This window comes from Bacteroides sp. D1, from assembly GCF_000157095.2.
Classification (GTDB): domain Bacteria; phylum Bacteroidota; class Bacteroidia; order Bacteroidales; family Bacteroidaceae; genus Bacteroides; species Bacteroides xylanisolvens.
Map to the genome: position 1 here is coordinate 178,945 of NZ_JH114333.1, position 24,441 is coordinate 203,385.

A 24,441-nucleotide genomic window follows, 5' to 3' on the forward strand; every position below is an offset into this window, starting at 1 on the left:
ATCTATACTTTTTCTTTCAAAATTCCTGCAAAGATATACATTTATCGTGGTAATCAGGTGGAAATGAGGTAAAAAGTTAGTGGTGAACTGATTTTTTTTCAAAATTAGGATGAAGAACCCGGCAAAATGCTTTGACTAATCTCGAAAAGAAGTATATTTGCATCTCGTTAATAACACACACTATATGAAAAAGGTTACTTTTGCAGCGCTCGCCGCACTTACTATTACTGCTTGTAGTTCCGGTCCTAAATTCCAGGTGAACGGGGATGTATCAGGAGCCGACGGTAAAATGCTTTATCTCGAAGCTTCCGGTCTGGAAGGTATTGTTCCACTCGATTCAGTGAAGCTGAAGGGGGAAGGTACATTCAGTTTCAAGCAGCCTCGTCCCGAATCACCCGAATTTTATCGCTTGCGGATTGACGACAAAATCATCAATTTTTCTGTAGATTCTATCGAAACAATTCAGATCAAAGCGCCGTATGTGGATTTCTCCACTACTTACACGGTGGAAGGTTCGGAAAACAGCAACAAGATAAAAGAGCTGACGCTGAAGCAGATCCGCCTGCAAAAAGAGGTGGACGACTTGCTGGCAGCTTTACGCAGTAACAGAATGGGGCATGATGTATTTGAAGACAGTCTGGCAACGTTGCTCAACAATTACAAGGAAGATGTCAAAGTGAACTATATTTTCGCTGCTCCCAACACGGCAGCCGCTTACTTTGCCCTGTTCCAGAAACTCAATAATTATCTGATATTCGATCCGTTGAACAATAAAGATGATGTGAAATGTTTCGCTGCTGTCGCTACGAGCCTCAACAATGCGTTCCCTCATGCCGTACGTTCCAAGAACCTTTATAATATTGTAATTAAGGGGATGAAGAACACGCGCCAGCCACAGGCGAAAGCATTGGAGATTCCTCAAGAGAAAATTGTGGAAACCGGCATTATCGACATCGCCCTGCGTGACGTGAAAGGAAATGTGCGCAAACTGACCGACCTGAAAGGAAAAGTCGTATTGCTCGATTTCTCTGTATTCCAGTCGCCTGCCGGTTCTCCTCACAACCTGATGCTTCGCGAACTATATAATGAATACGCAAAACAAGGACTGGAAATATACCAAGTATCTCTCGATGCGGACGAACACTACTGGAAAACTGCGGCAGACAACCTTCCCTGGGTTTGTGTACGCGATGGAAACGGAGTATATTCTACCAACGTAGCTGTATATAATGTTCGTCAAGTTCCATCTATCTTTTTGATTAACCGTAACAACGAATTAAAGCTTCGCGGCGAAGATATCAAGGATTTGGAAGCAGCTGTCAAGTCATTGCTCTAAGTTGTTATAATTTAGCATATTTCATTTAAATATGTTACATAGCATCTTTTTTCACTTGACACGTATCACTTAAAAGTCTATCTTTGCAAAGAAATAATGATAAGAGGGTTCCAACATGGCTCATGTTGGAATTCTTTTTTGTTTATATGACCATTTAAAACAATTAAAGGAGGAAAACATCATGGCTTATATGTCAGAAGAAGGTTACAAGAAACTGATGGCGGAACTGAAGGAACTGGAAACAGTGGAACGCCCGAAGATCTCTGCGGCAATAGCCGAAGCCAGAGATAAAGGAGACTTGTCGGAAAATGCAGAATACGATGCCGCCAAAGAGGCGCAGGGTATGCTTGAAATGCGCATCAACAAATTGAAAGCTACCATTGCAGACGCAAAAATCATTGATGAATCTAAGCTGAAAACAGATTCTGTACAGATTTTAAATAAAGTGGAACTGAAGAATGTAAAGAACGGTATGAAGATGACTTATACCATCGTTTCCGAAAGTGAAGCTAACCTGAAGGAAGGAAAGATTTCCGTTAACACCCCGATTGCACAAGGTCTGCTTGGCAAGAAGGTGGGTGATGTAGCCGAAATCACTGTTCCACAAGGCAAAATTGCATTGGAAGTAGTAAACATATCAATTTAACGTAAAGGCAGGTCTCCTTGTGGGGCTTGCCTTCATTTATCAATAAAAGTTATGGCAACAATATTCAGTAGAATCATCGCAGGCGAAATCCCCTGCTACAAGGTGGCGGAAAACGAAAAGTTTTTTGCGTTTCTCGATATCAATCCGTTGGTAAAGGGACATACATTGGTGGTGCCCAAACAGGAAGTAGACTATATTTTCGATTTGAGCGATGAGGACCTGGCTGCTATGCATGTATTTGCAAAGAAAGTGGTCCGTGCCATTGAAAAAGCTTTCCCCTGTAAAAAGGTGGGCGAAGCGGTTATCGGACTGGAAGTTCCTCATGCACATATTCATTTAATTCCTATTCAAAAGGAATCGGATATGTTGTTCTCGAATCCGAAACTGAAATTGTCGGATGAAGAATTCAAGTCCATAGCACAAGCGATCAACTCCTCTCTATAAAACATGATGATGAAATAAGCAAGAGCGTTCTGTGAAGGACGCTCTTTTTTTGTTCCATGCCTTGAAACAAAGTGTTCCTCGGTGTGAAACGAAGTGTTCCTCACCGAGGAACAACCTGTTCCACACGGAGAAACTTTTATCGTTCCTTGCTTTCGGCAACTTCTACCAAATAAACTCCGATACAGATAAAAATAATGGCAAACGTCTGCGTCCAGCTAAAACGGTCTTGTCCCAAAGCAAGGGAGGCAATAGTTGCCACAATCAGAATCAGATAACCATAAATGGCAACCACCGTTGTCTTCAGATATTTCAAACCGACAGGCAACAACATATAACTGATAGTGGTCGGGAAAATCAATACGAACATCAGGATAAGGAAAGGTGTCCAATGGAACGGCATGGAGAATACCGGGGCATCAAATCCCGTAATGAACGTTACTATTATAGCAGATACAGCAGCACCGGAAAAAGTATAGCGCAACATGGTTATTGCTCCGATAGCAGTCAAGATACGCTGACTAAGAATCAGATAGACAGCATATACCACAGAGCTAAGAAGACAAAGCATATTTCCCGTGAAAGCATCGGACGCCAAATCATCACTTTGCTGGGTTAAAATACAAACCAATGCTCCTATCAGACCGATAGAAATTCCTATTATTTTTTTTGTGGTCGCCTTCTCCTTATAAAAGAATATCATCATGAGAAAAACCCAAATAGGCTGGAGACTGGTAAAAATAGAACTGGAAACAGGAGTCGTTTTACTCAATCCGGCCAGGTAAAGAAACATAAAGCCATAAAGTCCCAAGGCCCCCAACAGGAAAAGGAGCCATTTATCTTTGGCGGATGATTTTTCCGGAGGCATAAACCACCCGATTACCCAAAAGGCTGCTGCTGCAAACGTGCAGCGAAGGGTTGCTCCTGTCAGCGGACTCATCCACAAAGGCAGAAGATACTTCAGGGCATTCATATTTAACCCGCTAAAAACTTTCGAGACGGCCATGCTAAGATTGGCTTCCAGTTTCTTATTCTTCATTTTTTATTTCAATTGGTCGTTAAACAAAAAGGTATGACGGCGCCTATATGCCCAGAAAAGAGTGACAACAGTAATCAGCAGATTAAAGATAAACGGAAACTCTTGCGATTGGGTATGGAATACCCACTGGAAAAAATCGACGATAAAGGGATAGAGCAAAATAGCCAGGTAGTTCATCATCATCACAAATGCCAAAGCTAATGTGGTCTTTTGCGGTAATGCGGTCTGCGTGGTCTTGTCATAAAGCATGGGCTGGATAATGCCATACCCTAAACCGACCAGAATACACCCGGGAATAATCAACCACTCTATCGGAGCTATCCAGATTAATAATAGTCCCAATGCCATCGACAACAGGCTATATGCCTTCGTACGTTCTTTAAGCAAGCCTACAATTTTATCCAGACAGAAGCCCGGAGCCGTGATAGCCAGGAAGAAAAGCGAAATCATCAGTCCGGAATTACCACTGGAGAAATGATGCTTTTCCATTAAGAAAGGCAGATTGAAGATCACTACTATTACGATATATGTAATCACCCCATAGAAAAGCATCAGTTCTATCAGATGCTTGATGTGAATACCATATTTACTGCCTCCAATGTCTATGGCAGACTGTCGGGCAGCTTTGCTGTCGTCCGCTGAACTCGTCTCCGGCACAGTCACCGTCGCCGCATTCGCAGTTGCTACATTTGCCGCCGTAGTAGTAGCAGTATCAGACGAAGAAGATGCCGTTAAAGCGGCTTCTCCGGACCGGTCTTCTTTCAAATGTCCCACCAGCAGAATGGAAACCAACGGAAGAAGATAAACAAGAAAAGGCAGGTGCCAACTGACTTCTGCCAGATAGCCTGTCACGGCAGTTGCTATCACTAACGTGAAATTAGTAATGGCCGAACTCAACCCGAACTGTTTCACCCGATAAGTTCCCACAAAATATCTGGAAACCAATCCGGTAGACAAAGGGATAATAAGTCCGGACCCGATGCCGAGCAGAGCACTAACCACAATCAACTGCCACATTCGATTGGATATCAAATACAGAACACCGCTTGCAGCAAAAAGCCAGAGTCCGACTTTCAATACACGGACATAATCGACTTTCTCCGTCAGTTTACCACCCAGCAATATAAAAGGTATGATGAGCAATGATGGCAGTGATGTCAACATCTGTATGTCCAGATCCGTAGCTTTCGGAAATATCTTTGTAAGGTCACCCAATATGGGTGAAACAGCGAGTCCCGGCAATGAAGTCAATGCCGAAATAGACCAAATGGCAATTAAAGTGATAAGAGGAATTGTTCCTCGTCCCGTCTGTATCTTCATAATGCTTATTCGTTAAAAGTTTAGGTTTGAAGAAAACAATAGTCGCTTTATAAAGTTCATTTATTCACCACAGAGGACGCAGAGGACACAGAGGGGAATCTTGTTCATGCCGGTACCGTTTTGAATAAAATAATGGAGTATTCTGAAAACGTTGTGGTAAATCTGAAAAAGATGATTGAGTTTTTAAGATTCCCCGTTATCTTTTTATTATAAGATATGGGTCAAGGGTGAGGGGTGGTGAGGGTAGATTTATAACTTTTTATTTTATTATTTTCTATACTATCTCCTTTTTTTATCTATAAAAAAAATACGAAAGTTATAAATCTACCCTCACCACCCCTCACCCTTGACCCATTCATTAGCGCAACGTTTAACTCGTTTCTATGCAGTTCTTAATTAAATGGGAATTTAGCAGTTAGGCTGAAAGCCTTACAATTATATATTTATTGGGGTGCCCTGAAAGGGCTTAATTACATAGCGTAGGGCAACGCCCTACGAAAAAAACACACCAGCCACAAGCCCTGAAAGGGCGGAACTGTATACAATTATGCCCTTTCAGGGCGCAAATTCAGATTGTCGTTTTTACGTAGGGCGTTGCCCTACGCTATATAATTAAGCCCTTTCAGGGCACTCCGCAAAATTATCATTTAGCTCATTTCTGCACCGAAATGAACAAGATTCACCTTTGTGTCCTCTGCGTCCTCTGTGGTGAATAGGGCCGTTTCAATAAGGACGTCCTCCTCCTTAATAAACGCCAAATAATGTAAAACCCGGAAACTTTCAAAACTATCTGCTGTTGTTGTGGGAAATTCGACGGGGAAAATCCCCATCGCCCTAAACCTTTAAAAAAACAAATTAGTATGGAAGATTTAAATTTCAGAAAAGGTGATGCAAAAACCGATGTATTTGGTTCAGACAGAATGTTACAACCCTCTCCGGTAGAGAAAATACCTGATGGACCTACTACTCCTGAAGTCGCCTATCAAATGGTGAAAGATGAAACATTTGCTCAAACCCAACCACGTTTGAATCTGGCTACTTTCGTTACCACTTATATGGATGAATATGCCACTAAGCTGATGAATGAGGCCATTAACATCAACTACATTGATGAAACAGAATATCCGCGTATCGCAGTGATGAACGGTAAATGTATCAACATCGTTGCCAACTTGTGGAACTCTCCTGAAAAAGATACCTGGAAAACCGGTGCTTTGGCTATCGGTTCTTCAGAAGCATGTATGTTGGGTGGTGTAGCTGCCTGGTTGCGTTGGCGCAAGAAAAGACAAGCACAGGGCAAACCGTTTGATAAACCAAACTTTGTTATTTCTACAGGTTTCCAGGTTGTTTGGGAAAAGTTTGCACAGTTGTGGCAGATTGAAATGCGTGAAGTGCCTTTGACACTCGAAAAAACCACTCTTGACCCCGAAGAAGCTTTGAAAATGTGTGATGAAAACACCATCTGTATCGTGCCTATCCAAGGTGTTACATGGACTGGACTGAATGATGACGTCGAAGCATTGGACAAAGCACTGGATGCTTACAATGCCAAGACCGGTTATGACATTCCTATCCACGTAGATGCCGCCAGTGGTGGTTTCATCCTTCCGTTCCTGTATCCGGAAAAGAAATGGGACTTCCGTTTGAAATGGGTACTTTCTATCAGCGTATCCGGCCATAAGTTTGGTTTGGTATATCCGGGACTCGGATGGGTTTGCTGGAAAGGCAAAGAATATCTGCCCGAAGAAATGTCATTCAGCGTGAATTATCTGGGTGCCAACATTACACAGGTAGGTTTGAACTTCTCCCGTCCGGCTGCACAAATCCTGGGACAATATTATCAATTCATCCGTTTAGGATTCCAAGGATACAAAGAAGTACAGTACAACTCCCTGCAAATTGCTAAATATATCCACAGCGAAATAGCCAAGATGGTTCCGTTTGTCAACTACTCTGAAGATGTTGTGAACCCATTATTCATCTGGTATCTGAAACCGGAATATGCAAAGAACGCCAAATGGACTTTGTACGATTTGCAAGACAAACTGTCTCAACACGGTTGGATGGTTCCTGCTTACACCTTGCCTTCCAAACTGGAAGATTATGTAGTGATGCGTGTCGTTGTCCGCCAGGGATTCAGCCGCGATATGGCAGATATGCTACTGGGCGACATCAACAACGCTATCGCCGAACTGGAAAAACTGGAATATCCTACCCCTACCCGTATGGCTCAAGAAAAGAATCTTCCAGTAGAAGCTAAGATGTTCAACCATGGTGGTCGTCGTAAAACCGTAAAAAAATAAGAAAGATCTATGGATAAAAAAGTAACACTCGCTCAATTGAAAGAAGTGGTACAGGAGGCATACGATCAGGTAAAGACTAACACCGGCGGCAAGAACGCCGACTATATCCCCTACCTGGCAAATGTCAACAAAGATCTCTTTGGAATCAGTGTCTGCCTGCTCAACGGGCAGACCATCCATGTGGGAGATACTGACTACCGCTTCGGTATAGAATCCGTATCCAAAGTACATACGGCTATTCTGGCACTGCGCCAATATGGTGCCAAAGAAATCCTGGACAAGATTGGAGCCGATGCAACAGGCTTACCTTTCAATTCAATTATCGCCATCTTGCTGGAGAACGACCATCCGTCTACTCCGCTGGTAAACGCCGGAGCCATCTCCGCCTGCAGCATGGTGCAGCCCATTGGCGACTCTGCCAAGAAATGGGATGCCATCGTAGGAAACGTGACCGATTTATGCGGCAGCGCCCCACAGTTGATTGATGAATTGTACAAGTCCGAATCGGATACCAACTTCAACAACCGTTCTATCGCATGGTTGCTGAAAAATTATAATCGGATTTATGATGATCCGGATATGTCATTAGACCTCTACACCCGTCAGTGCTCATTAGGAGTGACTGCATTGCAGCTTTCCATTGCAGCCGGCACAATCGCCAACGGTGGTGTAAATCCGGTGACTAAGAAAGAAGTTTTTGATGCCACGCTGGCTCCTAAAATCACTGCCATGATTGCCGCAGTAGGTTTCTATGAACATACCGGCGACTGGATGTACACTTCCGGTATTCCTGCCAAAACAGGTGTAGGCGGTGGTGTGATGGGTGTACTGCCCGGACAGTTCGGTATTGCTGCCTTTGCTCCTCCTTTGGATGGATCGGGCAACTCCGTGAAAGCGCAGTTAGCTATTCAATGCATCATGAACAAGCTGGAATTAAATGTGTTTAGCAACAACCATATCACCGTTGTTGACTAAAACTCTCTCTCGATCTCTTTTATAAGTAGGTAAAGGTTACTATCTCCCGATAGTAACCTTTTTCTATTCCTCCTTATCCCATTGATTTCCCGCTTGATCTCCCACCAGTATTTTCAATACAAACGGTATTAATTATCAAATACAACAAATTAAATTTACCCCTATGCAACTCCAGTAATTAAAATGAGCATATCAGTGTCACTATTATTCACCCGGATAAGGTGGAACTTATTCATTTATAGACAACAACTAACAACTGTTTGCCTCTGTCTCTTTTCTACAAAGATAGAAAGTTATTCCACTTTTCCTCCCCTTTTCCTTCCATGCTTATAAAGAAAAGTAATAATACTATTAAGAAAAGTATTTCTAAGCTGATTTTCAACACATTACAATTACTCTCATTCTATCTGTTTTTATCCGCCACACAAGCATATTATGTATTAACCTTCTGTACGACAGCTTTTTCTGCCGATTCCTTTTGGGCGGAAGCCTTTTTCTGTTGTTCCTCCTCTTCGTAATATTGCTTTCTACGCTTGTTGGATTGTTGAATCAGATTTGTAATATAAACCGTAAAGATAGGAAACATCATCATACCCAAGGCGGCCAGCAAAACGGAAAGCACGCGCCCGGTCACGGTCTGCGCTATAATATTCGACCCCACGGTAGTAACATCCATAAAAGCCCACCACAAGGCATCTCCATAATCATTCACCAATGGATTTACCCGATGCTCGAGCACAAAAAATGCCAGACTGGAGAAATAAACTGTTGCCAGCAACATCGTCAGATAAGAGACAAACAGGCTCGAAGCCCGGTTGTAAGTCAGCCAGCCGACCACAATAGCAAGCGCATATCCTCCTCTTAATAAAGGAATGAAACGAAGCAGGTAGGTAATCTCATCCGAAAACGTCCATCCATAATATGCGATGATATTCTGATAAGGGATAGCCACCAATAAAAAGATAAAGTGTGTCCGCAGATAGCGTCCTTTATGTTTTGCCAAAAAGAACTCCAACACAAAATCGAAAAGAAACCAAAGGCAGATACATAGCTGTACCTTCATGTAAGAAGACTGTGTATAGAACGGAATTCCCTTAAAAGTATCCACCGAGATACTGATAACCAGAAAAAGAGACATTATTAATATAATAATGTGAAGAATACCATAAATCCCCTTTTTCCCGGAAATAAAATCTGAAAACGCTGATTTCATAACTACTTAGTTTATAATAAAATGGTTCACATATAATTTAGATTGTTTAGAAACAATCGAGAAAAGTAATTGTTCCGAAACAGGTAAATCGGGGGTTGCAATATCCCGTTCCGGCGATGTTAATTAACGAACTTTGAAAGAGATTGCGGAAACATCTCGCGCAAAATGTTGTTATAACACTGACTTTAAAATATTTTTCACTTAAAACCTTAACTTATGGCAAATATTAAAAATGCAGTGAAGCTGGGTGTGTTTACCCTTGCTATCATGAATGTTACGGCAGTAGTATCCTTGCGTGGACTACCAGCCGAGGCCGTATACGGAATGAGTTCGGCCTTCTATTATCTTTTTGCAGCTATTGTCTTTCTAATCCCTACATCGCTCGTTGCAGCCGAGTTGGCAGCAATGTTTCAGGATAAGCAGGGTGGTGTATTCCGGTGGGTAGGCGAGGCCTACGGCAAGAAACTGGGATTCCTCGCCATCTGGGTGCAATGGATCGAAAGTACGATCTGGTATCCGACAGTATTGACGTTTGGTGCCGTATCTATCGCTTTCATCGGAATGAATGACGTACATGACATGTCACTGGCAAACAATAAGTATTATACGCTCGTCGTCGTACTTATCATCTATTGGCTGGCCACTTTCATCTCCCTGAAAGGTATGAGCTGGGTAGGTAAAGTAGCCAAAATCGGTGGTATGGTCGGTACCATTATCCCAGCCGGATTGTTGATTATCTTAGGAATCATTTACCTGGCAACGGGCGGACATTCCAATATGGATTTCAACAGCAGCTTCTTCCCCGACTTTACCAACTTCGATAATGTCGTTCTTGCTGCCAGTATCTTCTTGTTTTATGCCGGTATGGAAATGGGCGGTATCCACGTAAAAGACGTAGATAACCCTTCTAAAAACTATCCGAAAGCCGTATTTATCGGTGCACTTATCACAGTGTTGATCTTCGTTTTGGGTACTTTCGCATTAGGTGTGATTATCCCTGCTAAAGACATCAACCTGACTCAAAGCCTGCTCGTCGGTTTCGACAACTATTTCAAATATATTCATGCTTCCTGGTTGTCACCAATCATTGCGGTCGCTCTTGCTTTCGGTGTATTGGCTGGTGTATTGACATGGGTTGCCGGTCCGTCCAAAGGTATATTTGCCGTAGGTAAAGCCGGTTATATGCCTCCGTTCTTCCAGAAAACAAACAAGCTGGGTGTACAGAAGAATATCTTGTTCGTACAGGGTATCGCTGTAACCGTATTAAGTTTGTTGTTTGTTGTTATGCCTTCCGTACAGAGTTTCTATCAAATTCTGTCACAGCTGACAGTTATTCTTTATCTGATTATGTACCTGTTGATGTTCTCCGGAGCTATCGCATTGCGTTATAAGATGAAGAAACTCAACCGTCCGTTCCGTATCGGTAAATCCGGCAACGGCCTGATGTGGTTTGTTGGCGGTCTTGGCTTTTGCGGATCATTACTTGCCTTCATTCTTAGCTTCATCCCGCCCAGCCAGATTTCTACCGGTAGCAACACCGTTTGGTTCTCCGTACTAATTATCGGTGCAATTATCGTTGTCGTTGCTCCGTTTATTATCTACGCTTCCAAGAAACCGTCTTGGGTAGATCCTAATTCCAATTTCGAACCGTTCCATTGGGAAGTTCAGGCTCAACCTGCCACTGCAAATGTTAGTGCAAGTAGCGTTAATGCTCCGCGTCCTGCTAATGCAACTTCTGCACACACAGGAGGAACAACTGGGACAAGCACAGCTACCCCCGGGGCAACCGCTTCTAATGCAGCAACTTCAGGCACAGCATCCTCCGGTTCAGCTTCCTTCGGAAGTTCCTCTGCCAGCAAAGCATCTCCGGGAACCGGAGACAAAGATAAGGATGCACCTAAGTCGTAAAGACTAAACATTCATCCTGTTCATCAAGAAGTTCAAGACAATTCGAAAAGCCTTGAATTTATAAAATCACCCTCACTACAGTCAAGTGAAGCATCTCCAAAAGTCAGATTTAACACTTTTGAGATACACTTTACAACTGTAGTAAGGGCGATTTACTTTATGGCTGTGGCTTAATCAATTCCGGCTTAATCACCCTCGGCAACACAAAGCTGAAAGTAGATCCCCGGTTGACCTTCGAATCGAGTTCGAGGTTTCCACCCAGATTTTGGATAATCGTTTGCGAAAGAGTCAGCCCAAGTCCCGTTCCCTGCATTTCACGGTCGAGTTTTATGAAACGTGAGAATATCTTTTTCTGGTCTTCTTCCGGTATACCAATGCCTGTGTCGGACACAAAAAAGTAAACTTCTTCCATTCCTTCCAAACGGCACCCGAAACGGATTTCACCCGACGCAGTAAATTTCATCGCATTATGTAAGAGGTTAGACAATACCTGAATGATGCGTTCTCGTTCCGAATACATCATAATAGGTTGTACATGCGCCTCACAAATCAATTCCACCGGCGAGTTATTCAATTTCGCCTTAAATATTCCATCCAATTCTCTCAACAAATCATTGGCATCAAACTCCTTATATACAAAATCTACCGTCCCGGATTCTATTTGAGAAAGATCGAAAATATCATTCACCAGGCGCAACAATCGTTCATTATTCTCTGCGATAATATCAGCATACATTTTTCTTTCCTCTTCGCCGGAAGCCGATACCATCAAACCGGAAAACCCGACAATAGCATTGAGCGGCGTACGAACTTCGTGACTCATATTAGCAATGAAGGCAGATTTCAATTTCTCGGCAGAGATGGAATGTTCTTTTTCAATGGCCAGTAACCTTTGCGCATTTTTCAGTTCTGTCACATCATAAACAGTCAACACCATATAATCTTTGCCATGAATATTCAAATAAGTACCCGATACTGATACATCGCAAGGAGTCACTGTCATTTCATCCTCACTCAACAACTTCATCGAGGCTTCCAGATTCTTAAAACTTGCTTTCTTATAAAAAGCCCTACCGATAGACGCACGAATACAACATAGTCTACACTGTTCGTGCTGACCACATTCACCAGCTGCAATCGCGTTTCTACAATGCAACAAATCCCCCACTCTTTTTGTAACTCCACCTACCTGAACAGGCAGACGGTTCAAAGAATAATAATTGGTGTCACAGACTACAAAATCCTTGTCAATCAATAAGAAGTAGGCATTGATGTTCTGCAAAACCAAAGCCAACTTCTTAAGTTCATTCTCTTTATTTTCTTTCGAATGTACCTCTTTTTGAAGTGACTGGCACTTTGCCCACACATAAATGAGGGTAGCTGATAGAACTACTATAATAATAATTGCCAGTGATGACATAGGATTAGAGTGTTTATAATGTTTTGATAGTTTCAGTGCGTAAATTTATAAAATATGCTGCATAAATAGTGAGTTATCTACATATTTATTCTAACACAAATACATTAATATTTTCATCGGTCAGAATTTGGCGAAATTTTCCCGCGAAGTTATTGCGGTATTAAAAAATATACTTATCTTTGCACCCGCAAACGAGAAAGGTGCCATAGCTCAGTTGGTAGAGCAAAGGACTGAAAATCCTTGTGTCCCCGGTTCGATTCCTGGTGGCACCACTTCTTAAGCAATCGGAATGTAGCGCAGTTGGTAGCGCACTACGTTCGGGACGTAGGGGTCGGGCGTTCGAGTCGCCTCATTCCGACAAAATAAAGGGTAGCTTTCTGGATTACAGTAAGTTACCCTTTAATTTTATTTAGTCGCCGGGACGAAATCGGGACGGCTATGCAAGAAAATACCAACCTATTATATCATGAAAAACAGGATTTATCTCTTTACAGTAGCAGTAGCTTCTTTTATGTGCATCAGTTGTACAAAGACTCAAACCACTCTTTCGGAAAATGAAAAGGCAGTCAATCCTCCTATCATGGGATGGAGTTCATGGAATGCGTTTCGTGTAGACATCAGTGAAGACATTATCAAACACCAGGCTGACCTAATGGTGGAAAAAGGCCTGAAAGATGTCGGATATCATTATGTCAATGTTGATGATGGCTATTTCGGAAAACGTGACGACAACGGAATAATGCTTGCAAATGAAAAACGCTTCCCGAACGGCATGAAACCGGTGGCGGATCATATTCACAGCCTGGGAATGAAAGCCGGCCTTTATACCGATGCGGGTAATAGTACATGCGGTTCCATGTGGGACAATGACACTGCAGGTATAGGAGCAGGTATCTACGGGCATGAACCACAAGACGCCCAATTATACTTTGGAGACTGGGGTTTCGACTTTATCAAAATTGACTATTGCGGAGGAGATGCGCTGGGACTTAATGAAAAGGAACGCTACACTTCAATCCGGAACAGTATAGACAAAGTGAACAAAGATGCTTCCATCAATATCTGCCGATGGGCCTTCCCGGGTACTTGGGCCAAAGACGCAGCAACCTCCTGGCGTATCAGCGGTGATATTAACGCACACTGGGGCTCATTAAGATATGTAGTCGGCAAGAATCTTTACCTGTCTGCCTATGCCGGCAACGGACATTACAATGACATGGACATGATGGTTATCGGATTCCGTAACGACAGCAAAGTGGGCGGACAAGGTCTTACCCCGACAGAAGAAGAAGCTCATTTCGGTTTATGGTGTATCATGAGCTCTCCTTTGCTTATCGGATGTAACCTGGAAAACATACCGGAGTCTTCTCTCGAGCTGCTGAAAAACAAAGAATTGATTGCCCTCAACCAAGACCCGCTAGGTTTGCAGGCATACGTAGCGCAACATGAAAATGAAGGTTATGTACTTGTGAAAGATATTGAGCAGAAACGTGGAAACGTACGTGCTGTGGCTCTCTACAATCCTTCCGATACCGTATGCCGTTTCTCCGTCCCGTTCTCTTCATTGGAATTTGGAGGAAATGTAAAAGTACGTGATCTCGTAAAACATAACGATTTAGGCAGCTTCTCCGGCACATTCGAACAAACGCTTCCGGCACACAGTGCCATGTTCCTCCGTATGGAAGGCGAAACCCGTCTGGAACCGACTCTGTACGAAGCAGAATGGGCTTACTTGCCTCTTTTCAACGACCTAGGTAAAAATCCTAAAGGTATTCTTTATGCCAATGACAAAGAAGCTTCCGGCAAAATGAAAGTAGGTTTCCTGGGTGGACAACCGGAGAATTATGCCGAATGGAAGGAAGTGTATAGCGAAGATGGCGGACGCTACAACATGACTATCCATTACTCATACGGTAAAGGACGCCAAATAGAACTGGATGTCAACGGCATTATTACCAAAATAGATTCTTTGGGAGAGGATAATAACCATAACGAAATCACAGTTCCCGTTGAACTAAAAGCAGGATATAACACCATTCGCATGGGTAATAGTTACAACTGGGCACCGGATATCGATTGCTTCACTCTGACAAAAACATTGTAATTTGACGATATAACCCTCAATATTAAAAGGAGCAACAACGGAATAAAGATGTCCCTAAAAGTTTTTCATCTTACTTTTAGGAGACACTTTAAAAGCCATTATTGCTCCTTTTCCAATTTAGATACTGTCTAGTAATTCGTGCAATATTTTATATCTTCATACCTATTTCGCTTCATTCATTCCGGTGTTATTGTAATCTCCGCCTTTTCTTCTATATTCATCTGCAAGCATGCATCTTCTGTCAGAGGAGTCCAGACAACCCGTTTGCATTCTCCTTTTTGCAAATCGTTAGAATGATGACTGCTACCAGTCAAATATTCCGTTCCCACTTCCGTATTCGCAAATGTCCATCTCCACACACCATCTAAATTCAGATAGAAGTTTTCTATTTTACTGTCTTTTGCATGAAATTCCCTCACATTCCCCTGAATATCAAGCGAACGAAGTTGGCAAGAATCAAGTGATACACTATAGCGCCCACGGACAACCAATGAATCCGTTTCAATACCCTTCAAGTTTAATTTCAAACCTTCCGTATCAGTAATTGCGCTAGCCAGCGAGTCCACAGCCAATTTTACGTCAAAACCAGTTGAGTAAATATAATCTTGGTGTTGAAATTTATCAGGAATATTATTCGCACTAAAATCCAGCTTCATGAACAAAGTGTCATCCTTTTGGATTACATTCAAATATTTCCCCTTAGGATACGAAATTTGTTCTTTACCTGACAAAGCGGAAGGAGATTCTATTTGCATTTCTCCGCTCACAAACACACGCCTCTCTTTAAACACTCCATCCTAGCTGACAAATACTTTCACAACATGCACGCCATTCAAGTCCATTGTCACTTGTTCATCACCCAAAAAGGCTCCATTTTCCCAATACGGCTTCCCCGACGTAGATACGAAAATAATAGTTGCCACAACTACAATCAATCCCGAAACGAGGAGGCCTATAAATATATAAGTAGTACGTTTCATAATATTCGTCTTTATTCTATTTCTGCTTTTTTATAAACTCATGATACATTGTCTCTATCTCTTTTATCGGTATATCAAGCGTATACAACTGACGAAAGAAATAGTCCAGTTCTTCCTTTAGAAAGGTATCCTTACGGAGAGAATGAATCAGCTCTTTCGCTCCCGTAGTTACAAAATACCCAATGCCACGTTTATTATAAATAATATTCTGCATCTGAAGATAATCAAAGGAACGCATCACCGTATTAGCATTCACCTCCACAATAGCAGCATACTCTCTGACAGAAGGGATTCGCTCCTCTTCCGGATATTGCCCCAGCAATATCTCATCACAGATTCTATCTGCAATCTGTAAATAAATAGCTTTACTTTCTTTAAAATTCATAGGTTAAGGTATTACATTCGATTAATAATTTCGGACTCTTTAAAGCGGAAATAAGCCAGCGTCCAATTCACCAACGCAAAAAAGATGCCGGCAACAATTATGATCCACCAAATAGTATCTTTGGACTCGAATATGCCTCCCGGATAATATTGACCGTTTTCCAACAGAATCTTACTCATCAAAATGCCGACTAAAAAATACACCATAACTATCACTGTTCCTGCTGCAAATGTTTTCAGGAAAGAGTTCTTTGGCCAAATAGAACTACCCAGTACAAATAAAGATTGAACAAAGAAATAGCCTGACATCAGTGCTCCAAATTGCAACCCAGTGTTGCACAAAGTATAATATTTTTTATCTCCAGCCAAATGCGACAGGGCAACAGGGGCAATGAAGTCTTTTTCCGGATAGGCCAAAGAATAGATAATCAACCGTGTATAATCCGCCAACTTATAAGAAATCAGGAAAACAACCAAATACACTACTGTGAACACAAACCATCGAGAGAAGAATTTCTCGAAAGGAGTTGCCGGAACCATCAACATGGAAGTACGACTTGTTTTCGATTTCATCTTTTCCATTGTAAACGAAGCACTCAAACAGCCGAAGCCCCACAGTCCCCAAATAAAAGCAATCAGAAGAAATATCCACATCGGATCTCTTTCATGACTATAAGTACCTCTATACTCAAAATATCCGTTCCAAACCAATACCACCGCCATCACTCCATACATCAACACCATACGAAGCACATTCGATCTCCAACTCTCTACCATCTCCTTACGGCAAAGATTCATAAAACGAGGCAAACTGAAAAAAGTATCTTTCATCATCGTCTTTTATTTTTGAGTGTGAAACAATCGGGCTATCTCTTCAGGAGCAGCCAACGTAGCATTAAAAAGAAGTTCCAGATTTAATTCCGATTCTTCCTGTTCTTCGTTAGGAAGTATCAGGTAATTCCCCTGGATAGTAGGGATTGCGAAAAGAGCATTTTTCGCCAGTTCCCGATTGTCACTCTCCACAAAGAAGAGTTTGTCGCAAATATTACTTGTAGATTCATCCAGCAACACACGGCTGTCATCCATAATCAATACATGGTCGAGCACCTTATCAATGTCACGAACCTGATGCGTAGAAATTACAATCGTCTTATCATCCGACATGCCCGATGCTATAAACTTACGGAACTGACTTTTACCGGGAATATCCAGTCCGTTGGTCGGCTCGTCCATCAACAAAAGAGAAGTGTTTGTAGCAAGCGCAAAGCTCATGAATACTTTCTTTTTCTGTCCCATAGAAAGTGATCCGAGATCAATATCTATATCCATTTCAAAATAATGGAGATATTTAATCATCTCCTCCTTGCTGAAACGGGGATAAAAAGGACTGTTCAACTCCACATAGCTAACCAGAGAGACTGAAGGTAATTCAAACTCTTCGGGAACTAAAAACATATCCTGCAAAGTAACCGGTAACCGTCGGCGCACATCTGTATCGTGAAACACCACTTTGCCGTTTTTAGGAGTCAATAACCCGGACATCAGATAGAGAAGAGTAGACTTTCCCGCGCCATTCTTTCCCAACAGTCCATATACCCTGCCGGACTCGAACGAAAGCGAAAAATCATGTAATACCGCACGCTTCGATTTACGATAAGTAAATGAAAGATTTTCTACTGTAATCATAGCATTTCTGTTTAATGAACAATGTTTCTTAGTGTATTAGTGTAATGGTACACCACAAATGTAGGCAATCTTTTGAATATTCCAATAGAAAAGGAGAAAAAAGTGCAAAAAAGGAGGAGCTAAGATCACTCTCCACTCCTCCTGTCACGACAAACAACTAAAATTATTCACTATTTGATGCCGTCCAATGCCCTTTTAGCAGTAGCATTAGCGGGGTCTATAGCCAGAATTTTATTCCAGTATTCTATGGATTTATCTTTATTAGCCTTTGCTTCGGCCTTCAATGCCGGATTCTCGATCGCTAACAAATAGTAATATCCAAGATAACTGTAACATTCAACCAAAGCTGAATTGTAATGAGGATCATTTTTGCTTTCCAATAAAGCAGCCACTTCCTCATAGAAAGGTTTCGCAAGTCCTTGAGTGGTTTCAGGGTCCAGTGCTGAATTGGCACGAGCTCTCCAGAAGTTACCCAAGTAGCTATCCGGTGCTGCTTCTGCAATTGCATGGAAAACAGAATCGGCGGACATCAACGCCTGCTTGCGTTCTTCAACAGTGATTGTCAATGAATCAGGTTGCGTACCAGCACCGTAATAAAGTCTACCAACCTGAAACTGTAAGTCCGGAGTCTGTTTTTCTTTATCAAGGGATGAATAATATTTCTGGTAAGCACTGATTGCTTTTTTATAATCATTCTTCTGTTCGTAAGCAGAAGAGATATTTTTATATAAATCCGTCTTTGTCGGATCCATCTTTACCGCTTTCTCATATTGTATTACTGCATCATCATATTTTTTCAGACTTTCCAGCAAGTGTCCATAATACATATAATCCAAATAAGAATAATCGGCTTTTTCACATTCATTGAAGAAGATGTCCGCTGCCTTTATCGCTTCATCAAAACGCTTCAAGTCAGTATAGTTATACATTGCCAAACGGTTGAACGCAGCATGATGGGCATTCTTTTGCAATCCCATATTAGCCACTTCGAGCGATTTCTCAAAATCATGGTTCAAAAATAAAGCAAACGCATACTTCACCAAATCTTCTTCCGTAGCAGTAGGCCCCATTGCAAAATTCGCATAAGCTTCTGCCGCTTTACTAAAATCATTTTTTAAATAATAAATCTCGGCTAGTTTTTTGTCTACGGCTGTGTTGGACGGTTCCAGGGCTTTCAATTGGTTCAGCTTTTCAATAGCAAGACTTGCATTGGCTGATTTATAAACATCTGCATATTTCAGATAAGCTTCCGTACATTTCGGATCGAAATAAATCGCTTCTTCATATTTCTGAGAAGCGAGACCCGCATTTTTCTGCTTCATGGCAATATTTCCTTCCAATACAGAAGCAAGAGCTGATTTACCATTCGCTTTTCTGGCAAGAGTTGCATATTCTTGCGCTTCGGGAAGTTTGTCAGCATCCAGATACGCATTTCCGATAGCTACCAAAAGTTCCACATTCTTTTTATTCTTTCCTTTAATCAGATGCTCGGCTTCTTCAGCAGCCTGTGCAGGATTCGTCTGAATAGTTCCTTTCAATTTGGCAACTTCCGCCTGCCATTCGGCATCGGTTGATTGCGCACAGAGCGACCCTACTGCTATAAACGCTCCAGCTAAAAACATTTGTACTCGTTTCATGATAGTCTCTAATTTTAGTTATTATTCGTCTTTCACGTGGACAATACGCACCGGCTGTGTAGCCGGAACAAGTCCGGATTTTAATATAATCCGCTGCCCCTTGTCGGATATCATAAAAGAAGCAAATCCCCAGGGCAGCCCACTGCGAGGATCGTTCAGTAATGCATAGATGGATCGTGCCAGCGGATAATTACCATAGAACAGATAGGCCTGATAAGGCTTATAGCTGTTCGCAGGAGTTGCCACATCTTCAGCACTGACTGCCATCACTCTGATCTCTTCACGAAAAGAAAGATTGGTCGTATCACTGCGGTTCCCCAGCCAGTTTACTCCAATAACTCCCATGGCATCAGGATTCTTCGCTACATAATCTATCACTTGCTGGTTGGTTTTCAAGGCACTGACATTACCTTCTGCCAACGGTTTTCCACCACAGATTGAGTCTATTGCAAAACGTACGGTACTGGAGTTCTTATTATCAAACACCACCTGAATTCCTTTCAACCGGGAATCCGGATTTACCTCTTTCCAGTTTTTCACCTCACCGGTGAGGATGCGACGGAAATCACGTACACTCAACAAAGAATCCGGATTAGCACGATTCACGATCAATGCCAGACCATCCGTAGCCAATTTTATCTCGCGAGGGAAAAATTTACGGCTGTGGAATGAATTCATTTCTTCCTTAGTCAGTGTCCGGGTTGTAATAGCCAACCGGACACTGTCTTTCAGAAGTAAATTAATCGCTTCCACTTCAGTTGTGTAGCGAGGAACAATCCCGGCCAAAGGGTAAAGGTTTTCAAACACCTCTATCTCTTCTTGTATGATAGGTTCGAAACTCTCATCCGCTGCAATAGATACCACACCGGAAGAATAAGTATCCGTCGGCCCTTTCGATTTTGAGTTACAAGCACTCAACACCACCAACGCTACGAGTCCTATCAGCCTAAATTGTCTCTTCATCATCTTTTATTGTAATCTAAACATTACCGGAACGGTGAATTTCACACGTACCGCTTTTCCATTCTGTTTACCAGGGAGCCATTTCGGCATACTTTTTACCACACGCACAGCTTCCTTATCCAGATAAGGGTCTACGCCACGAGCCACACGCACATCAGTGATAGAACCATCACGTTCAACAACGAACTGTATAATAACGCGACCTTGTGTTCCATTCTCCTGTGCAATAGTCGGATATTTGATGTTCTTACCCAAGTAAGCCATCAATTCCTGTTGACCACCAGGGAAAGTCGGCATCTGTTCTACCATATCGAAAACCTTTTCCGGTTCCGGTGCAGCCTGTGTCACTACCTGCTTAAGATCAGCAATATCTTTACCATTCGCCTCGTCGTTACCTTTTACGTCGGCAATAGAGATGGATACTTTAGTAGCATTCAAATCCTCCTGGCTCTTGATCTCATCATCTTCATGCACCTCTTCATCTTTCTTGATGACAGGAGCAGTAAACTTGATAGAACTCTTCAGTGCAGGGGGAGGAGGCGCCACCGGCTCAACCCGTTTCATCTCTTCCTGTTTGATTTCCGGTTCTGCCAATTTCGACAAGGTAGTCACCTCTGTCATCACTTCTTTCTGCTCCGGAGTTGCCAACTTAAGCAGTGTAGGGATGCTAAATCCGACTGCCGCTATGATTACCACAATCAACATGGCGACATTGTGTCGTTTTGTTGAATTGGCACGCATTCTATATGCTCCGTATGCCTGGTTCTTGCCTTCAAAAATCAGTTGACACCATTCCGAAGAAGCTAAATCTAATTTTGCCATTTTACTTTTCTTTTTTGGGTGTTACATCAATTATCGGCTAAGTTCTGTGACAATCCACCTTTCGCATCGAAATTCTTGATTAAGAATTCATCAGCTTCCGCAATGTCTGTTATCACATATTTACCAATATTACATATCTGCATTTCGTCCAGCGCGTCAATCAGATTCATATAAGAAGCGTCATCCGTAGCTTTAATAATTACGGTCGGGGTATCCTTTCCGCTCTTTATCTCGGAAACCTGCTTCTTAAATTCGTCATCCGTTATCTTAAGATCCAATTTCTGTTGTTTCAATTCTCTTACTTTATTGACAGCAACAGCATTTTTCTGAAGAAGTACGGCACGCAGTCCATTTGCACCGTAGCTAGTTTCTTTCAACGAGGTATAGTCCTTATAATTAGGTTCTCCCTCATAATAATAGAGTTTATTATCAGGCCCCAGCAATAGTGTAATTGCCTGTGAAGCCTTCACCATACTCTTCTGGTTTTCAGTAATATCTTTGTCATTACTCGGCATGCTTATTTCCATCGTCTGAGGTTTGCTCAGTGTGGTACAAAGCATAAAGAAAGTAATCAGCAACATGTTCATGTCCACCATCGGTGTAAAGTCCACCCGGACAGTTATCTTTTTTTGCTTGCTCTTTCCTCTTTTTCCGCCGCTCTCTTGTACTTCAGCACTCATTGTATTTCCTCCTTTTTAATTTTCAGATTCTGCTTTGAGAGAAGTAATCAGATTGTACCGATTTTCCCGCAAATCCTGAAGTGAGTTCATAACGTTCTTTATCACTGAGTATGGAGTCGTAGCGTCTGCCTTGATGGCAATACGTAGATCAGCGTTAGCAGTACGTGCATTACGTACCCACGATTTAAACTGATTATCAACACTATCGCATGGAATACCTTCATTCTTAAGGATCTTATCCCGTTGATCTTCGGGGAGATCAAGATATTTCTGCATACTTCTGATAGGCACTCCAAAAGTAGAAGACAACATAAATCTCTTCTCTTGTTCCGGAGTAAACTTAATGCCATACTCTTCACCCATGCTCTCCAAGACAGCCTGCATATCCTGCTGCTTGTCGAGGCTCATAAATATTTTTCCTTCCGGATCAACCAGAATCTGGAGTACATTAGTCTCCGGAATCTTGATTTCCGATACAGAAGCCGGAGTGGTAACTTGCACTGGTTCCTTCTTCACAAATGTTGATGTCAACATAAAGAAAGTCAGAAGCAATACAGTAACGTCACTCATAGCGGTCATATCTATGAACGTACTTTTCTTTTTAATTTGCGCTCTACCCATGATTAATAATAGATTTTATAAGGGTTCGCAGAATTAGTGAGTAGCTGCAAAAGTTTGCACGATAGAGAATCCGACTTCGTCGAGTCCGTAAGTCAATTTATCAATTTTGTTAGTGTAATAGTTGTAAGAGATAACAGCCAATGCACCAGTCAAGATACCGAAAGCAGTGTTAATCAAAGCTTCAGAGATACCTTGTGACAAAGCCATAGAGTCAGCACCACCACCAGCAGACAAAGCAGCAAATGAACGGATCATACCGATTACAGTACCGAGCAATCCCATCAATGTACCCAGAGTGGTGATGGTAGCGATGATCGGAAGATTTTGTTGCATCATCGGCATTTCCAAAGCAGTAGCTTCTTCAAGTTCTTTCTGGATAGCCAACAGCTTCTGTTCTTTAGGAAGAGATGTGTTCTTTTCCATTTCTTCATACTTACGCAAAGTAGAAGTTACTACGTTAGCAACAGATCCACGTTGTTTGTCACAGATTTCCTGTGCTTTCTTCATGTCACCGGCAGCTAAAGCGTCTTTGATGTTAGCTACAAATTTAGACAATGAACCTTTACCGAAAGCAGAACGAAGAGCGAAATAACGTTCGATGCTCAAAGCAAGTACGGTTAACAACAATGTCTGGATAATAGGCACGATGATACCACCTTTGTAAATAGTACCCAACATGTTCAACGGGTGATTGTTCGGGTCATTGTTCATAAAGTTGGACGGGTTACCTAACAGGAATTGGAAGATACATACAGCTATTACTAAACAGCAGATGATTACGATACCGGCATTTTTTATACCTACAACTTGAGTTTTTTTAGTAGTTTCCATAATAAGTTTTTTGTTAAGAAATTAATTTTAGTTATTTAGGAAGTAAAAATTTCGATTAGGCACACTGCGCTACAGACCCTGCAACTTTTAAAAGGAAAAAGTCACACAGTTCATACAGAGTACGAAAAAAAACGGATAATAGGGGGAAATAAACTAAATAAGGATATGTCTTAGAGCGAACACATAGTAATCGCTACACATAATGGAGTAATGTGGATCCTTATCCGAATAAAAAGATTTACTTTGATCTAATACTAAAGAATTCTCTCTTAACACGAGAAACTTATGCATAACGTCTTTCAAGGAGTCATTGATTTCAATGATTCTACGCAGGCGATAATTATTAGAATTTGATTCAGTTACTAATTTAAATCCTAATTCTACATCAGAAATAGTTAATGACTGCGAGTTATCATAACTAACTGACTGATTATCTACAGAAGAATTACGATTAACATCAGAAGACGATTCTGACAGTTGACAAGAAGCTTCACAGTTTGAAGCATAAGCCGAAAAATTCATAGCATTTCCACCCATGCTAAAAGATAGCATCAGCAGAACAAAAGCTAATATGAATTTCGGCGAAAGTTTCATTGTATTTTTAGTTGTTTAAATCGTTCGTTACAGATTCGGCGACAAATGTAGCAATAAAATGTACACGAGTATCATTGTTCACATCATTTAAGCATAAAAATTTGTCTCTACTATAAGAACAAGTTCTAAAGTGTTTTGTTCTAGGGAACATCATTTTAATTTGTTAAAAAAAGCATCTCTATTGAACAAACTATTATGAGGTTTGTATCTGCTAAAAAGGGCGGTATAAATACCAAAGTACCATTGATAAATCAAAAAACAGAAATTTTGCAAAGTACCCAAAACAGAAAGCCCCTTGATTCGTTGCTGAATCAAGGGGCTTCTCTAAAAACGGCGGCTACCTACTCTCCCACTGTTACGCAGTACCATCGGCGTGACGAGGCTTAACTTCTCTGTTCGGAATGGGAAGAGGTGGAACCCTCGTGCTATAACCACCTGAATAAGGTTATGACATGATGAAAAGTAAAATCTCAAGTTCATTACTAGTATGTTTCTGTTCTCTGTTTCCAGTTTCTGTATCAGTAATCCGCTAAACGTA

At 41.7% G+C, this 24,441-nt stretch carries 24 protein-coding genes, 2 tRNA genes and 1 rRNA gene; 9 read left to right on the plus strand and 18 right to left on the minus strand.

Going from position 1 to position 24,441, the window contains the following annotated elements; translation table 11 throughout:
* Positions 1-184: 184 nt before the first annotated feature.
* From BSAG_RS16765 to BSAG_RS16755, 3 genes are all read left to right on the plus strand, one after another.
* Positions 185-1,336, plus strand: coding sequence for a TlpA disulfide reductase family protein (locus BSAG_RS16765; protein ID WP_004316642.1), 1,152 nt, complete (start codon positions 185-187; stop codon positions 1,334-1,336).
* 181 nt (positions 1,337-1,517) lie between these two features.
* Entirely contained in the window at positions 1,518-1,982 is a 465-nt protein-coding gene (gene greA, locus BSAG_RS16760; protein WP_032811363.1) for a transcription elongation factor GreA, read from the plus strand.
* A gap of 51 nt (positions 1,983-2,033) precedes the next feature.
* The gene (locus tag BSAG_RS16755; protein WP_004316638.1) at positions 2,034-2,426 is read left to right on the plus strand and encodes an HIT family protein; all 393 of its coding nucleotides are present in this window, start codon (positions 2,034-2,036) and stop codon (positions 2,424-2,426) included.
* A 136-nt stretch (positions 2,427-2,562) separates the two neighbouring features.
* Here the strand turns inward: BSAG_RS16755 and BSAG_RS16750 are convergent, their stop codons facing one another.
* From BSAG_RS16750 to BSAG_RS26035, 3 genes are all read right to left on the minus strand, one after another.
* A complete protein-coding gene (locus BSAG_RS16750) occupies positions 2,563-3,462 on the minus strand; it encodes a DMT family transporter (RefSeq protein WP_004316636.1) in 900 nt (299 codons plus the stop codon).
* 3 nt (positions 3,463-3,465) lie between these two features.
* Entirely contained in the window at positions 3,466-4,782 is a 1,317-nt protein-coding gene (locus tag BSAG_RS16745; RefSeq protein WP_004316634.1) for an MFS transporter, read from the minus strand.
* A 647-nt stretch (positions 4,783-5,429) separates the two neighbouring features.
* Positions 5,430-5,612, minus strand: a complete 183-nt coding sequence (locus BSAG_RS26035; RefSeq protein WP_008997402.1) for a hypothetical protein — start codon at positions 5,610-5,612, stop codon at positions 5,430-5,432.
* Between the two features lie 30 nt (positions 5,613-5,642).
* Here BSAG_RS26035 and BSAG_RS16735 point away from each other — a divergent pair, with 30 nt between their 5' ends.
* Positions 5,643-7,085, plus strand: a complete 1,443-nt coding sequence (locus tag BSAG_RS16735) for a glutamate decarboxylase (protein ID WP_004316556.1) — start codon at positions 5,643-5,645, stop codon at positions 7,083-7,085.
* A gap of 9 nt (positions 7,086-7,094) precedes the next feature.
* Positions 7,095-8,060, plus strand: coding sequence for a glutaminase A (gene glsA / locus BSAG_RS16730; protein WP_004316557.1), 966 nt, complete (start codon positions 7,095-7,097; stop codon positions 8,058-8,060).
* A 433-nt stretch (positions 8,061-8,493) separates the two neighbouring features.
* Here the strand turns inward: glsA and BSAG_RS16725 are convergent, their stop codons facing one another.
* Positions 8,494-9,273 carry a potassium channel family protein gene (locus BSAG_RS16725; RefSeq protein ID WP_004316558.1) on the minus strand — a complete coding sequence of 260 codons (780 nt, stop codon included), beginning with the start codon at positions 9,271-9,273 and terminating at the stop codon, positions 8,494-8,496.
* A 216-nt stretch (positions 9,274-9,489) separates the two neighbouring features.
* Here BSAG_RS16725 and gadC point away from each other — a divergent pair, with 216 nt between their 5' ends.
* On the plus strand, positions 9,490-11,181 hold the full coding sequence (gene gadC / locus BSAG_RS16720) for a putative glutamine/gamma-aminobutyrate antiporter GadC (protein ID WP_004316559.1): 1,692 nt from the start codon (positions 9,490-9,492) through the stop codon (positions 11,179-11,181).
* 157 nt (positions 11,182-11,338) lie between these two features.
* On the opposite strand, the gene BSAG_RS16715 is transcribed toward gadC, so the two are convergent.
* A complete protein-coding gene (locus tag BSAG_RS16715) occupies positions 11,339-12,601 on the minus strand; it encodes a sensor histidine kinase (protein WP_004316560.1) in 1,263 nt (420 codons plus the stop codon).
* 199 nt (positions 12,602-12,800) lie between these two features.
* On the opposite strand from BSAG_RS16715, the gene BSAG_RS16710 reads away from it, so the two are divergent.
* The 3 genes from BSAG_RS16710 to BSAG_RS16700 all read left to right on the plus strand — a co-directional run bounded on the left by BSAG_RS16710 (position 12,801) and on the right by BSAG_RS16700 (position 14,705).
* Positions 12,801-12,873, plus strand: a tRNA-Phe gene (locus tag BSAG_RS16710).
* Positions 12,874-12,886: 13 nt separating this feature from the next.
* Positions 12,887-12,959 (plus strand) — tRNA-Pro (locus tag BSAG_RS16705).
* Positions 12,960-13,067: 108 nt separating this feature from the next.
* Entirely contained in the window at positions 13,068-14,705 is a 1,638-nt protein-coding gene (locus tag BSAG_RS16700) for an alpha-galactosidase D (protein WP_004316561.1), read from the plus strand.
* Positions 14,706-14,881: 176 nt separating this feature from the next.
* Here the strand turns inward: BSAG_RS16700 and BSAG_RS0222775 are convergent, their stop codons facing one another.
* The 13 genes from BSAG_RS0222775 to rrf all read right to left on the minus strand — a co-directional run bounded on the left by BSAG_RS0222775 (position 14,882) and on the right by rrf (position 24,342).
* On the minus strand, positions 14,882-15,472 hold the full coding sequence (locus BSAG_RS0222775; protein ID WP_008017610.1) for a hypothetical protein: 591 nt from the start codon (positions 15,470-15,472) through the stop codon (positions 14,882-14,884).
* Positions 15,473-15,502: 30 nt separating this feature from the next.
* Positions 15,503-15,685 (minus strand): hypothetical protein, encoded by a 183-nt coding sequence (locus BSAG_RS0222780; RefSeq protein WP_004316562.1) that lies wholly within the window; start codon positions 15,683-15,685, stop codon positions 15,503-15,505.
* A gap of 16 nt (positions 15,686-15,701) precedes the next feature.
* Positions 15,702-16,070 (minus strand): GntR family transcriptional regulator, encoded by a 369-nt coding sequence (locus BSAG_RS16695; RefSeq protein WP_004316563.1) that lies wholly within the window; start codon positions 16,068-16,070, stop codon positions 15,702-15,704.
* A gap of 11 nt (positions 16,071-16,081) precedes the next feature.
* Positions 16,082-16,903 (minus strand): hypothetical protein, encoded by an 822-nt coding sequence (locus BSAG_RS16690; RefSeq protein ID WP_004316564.1) that lies wholly within the window; start codon positions 16,901-16,903, stop codon positions 16,082-16,084.
* A gap of 6 nt (positions 16,904-16,909) precedes the next feature.
* Positions 16,910-17,755 (minus strand): ATP-binding cassette domain-containing protein, encoded by an 846-nt coding sequence (locus BSAG_RS16685; RefSeq protein WP_004316565.1) that lies wholly within the window; start codon positions 17,753-17,755, stop codon positions 16,910-16,912.
* Positions 17,756-17,925: 170 nt separating this feature from the next.
* Positions 17,926-19,392 (minus strand): tetratricopeptide repeat protein, encoded by a 1,467-nt coding sequence (locus BSAG_RS16680; RefSeq protein ID WP_008771258.1) that lies wholly within the window; start codon positions 19,390-19,392, stop codon positions 17,926-17,928.
* A gap of 21 nt (positions 19,393-19,413) precedes the next feature.
* Positions 19,414-20,358 carry a PstS family phosphate ABC transporter substrate-binding protein gene (locus BSAG_RS16675; protein WP_008771257.1) on the minus strand — a complete coding sequence of 315 codons (945 nt, stop codon included), beginning with the start codon at positions 20,356-20,358 and terminating at the stop codon, positions 19,414-19,416.
* A gap of 3 nt (positions 20,359-20,361) precedes the next feature.
* Positions 20,362-21,177, minus strand: a complete 816-nt coding sequence (locus BSAG_RS16670) for an energy transducer TonB (RefSeq protein WP_004316568.1) — start codon at positions 21,175-21,177, stop codon at positions 20,362-20,364.
* Between the two features lie 26 nt (positions 21,178-21,203).
* On the minus strand, positions 21,204-21,857 hold the full coding sequence (locus tag BSAG_RS16665) for an ExbD/TolR family protein (protein ID WP_004316569.1): 654 nt from the start codon (positions 21,855-21,857) through the stop codon (positions 21,204-21,206).
* A 15-nt stretch (positions 21,858-21,872) separates the two neighbouring features.
* Positions 21,873-22,478, minus strand: coding sequence for an ExbD/TolR family protein (locus tag BSAG_RS16660; RefSeq protein ID WP_004316570.1), 606 nt, complete (start codon positions 22,476-22,478; stop codon positions 21,873-21,875).
* Positions 22,479-22,511: 33 nt separating this feature from the next.
* Entirely contained in the window at positions 22,512-23,309 is a 798-nt protein-coding gene (locus tag BSAG_RS16655) for a MotA/TolQ/ExbB proton channel family protein (RefSeq protein WP_004306909.1), read from the minus strand.
* Between the two features lie 153 nt (positions 23,310-23,462).
* Entirely contained in the window at positions 23,463-23,903 is a 441-nt protein-coding gene (locus BSAG_RS25485; RefSeq protein ID WP_008771256.1) for a hypothetical protein, read from the minus strand.
* Between the two features lie 328 nt (positions 23,904-24,231).
* A 5S ribosomal RNA gene (gene rrf / locus BSAG_RS16645) occupies positions 24,232-24,342 on the minus strand.
* Positions 24,343-24,441: the final 99 nt, after the last annotated feature.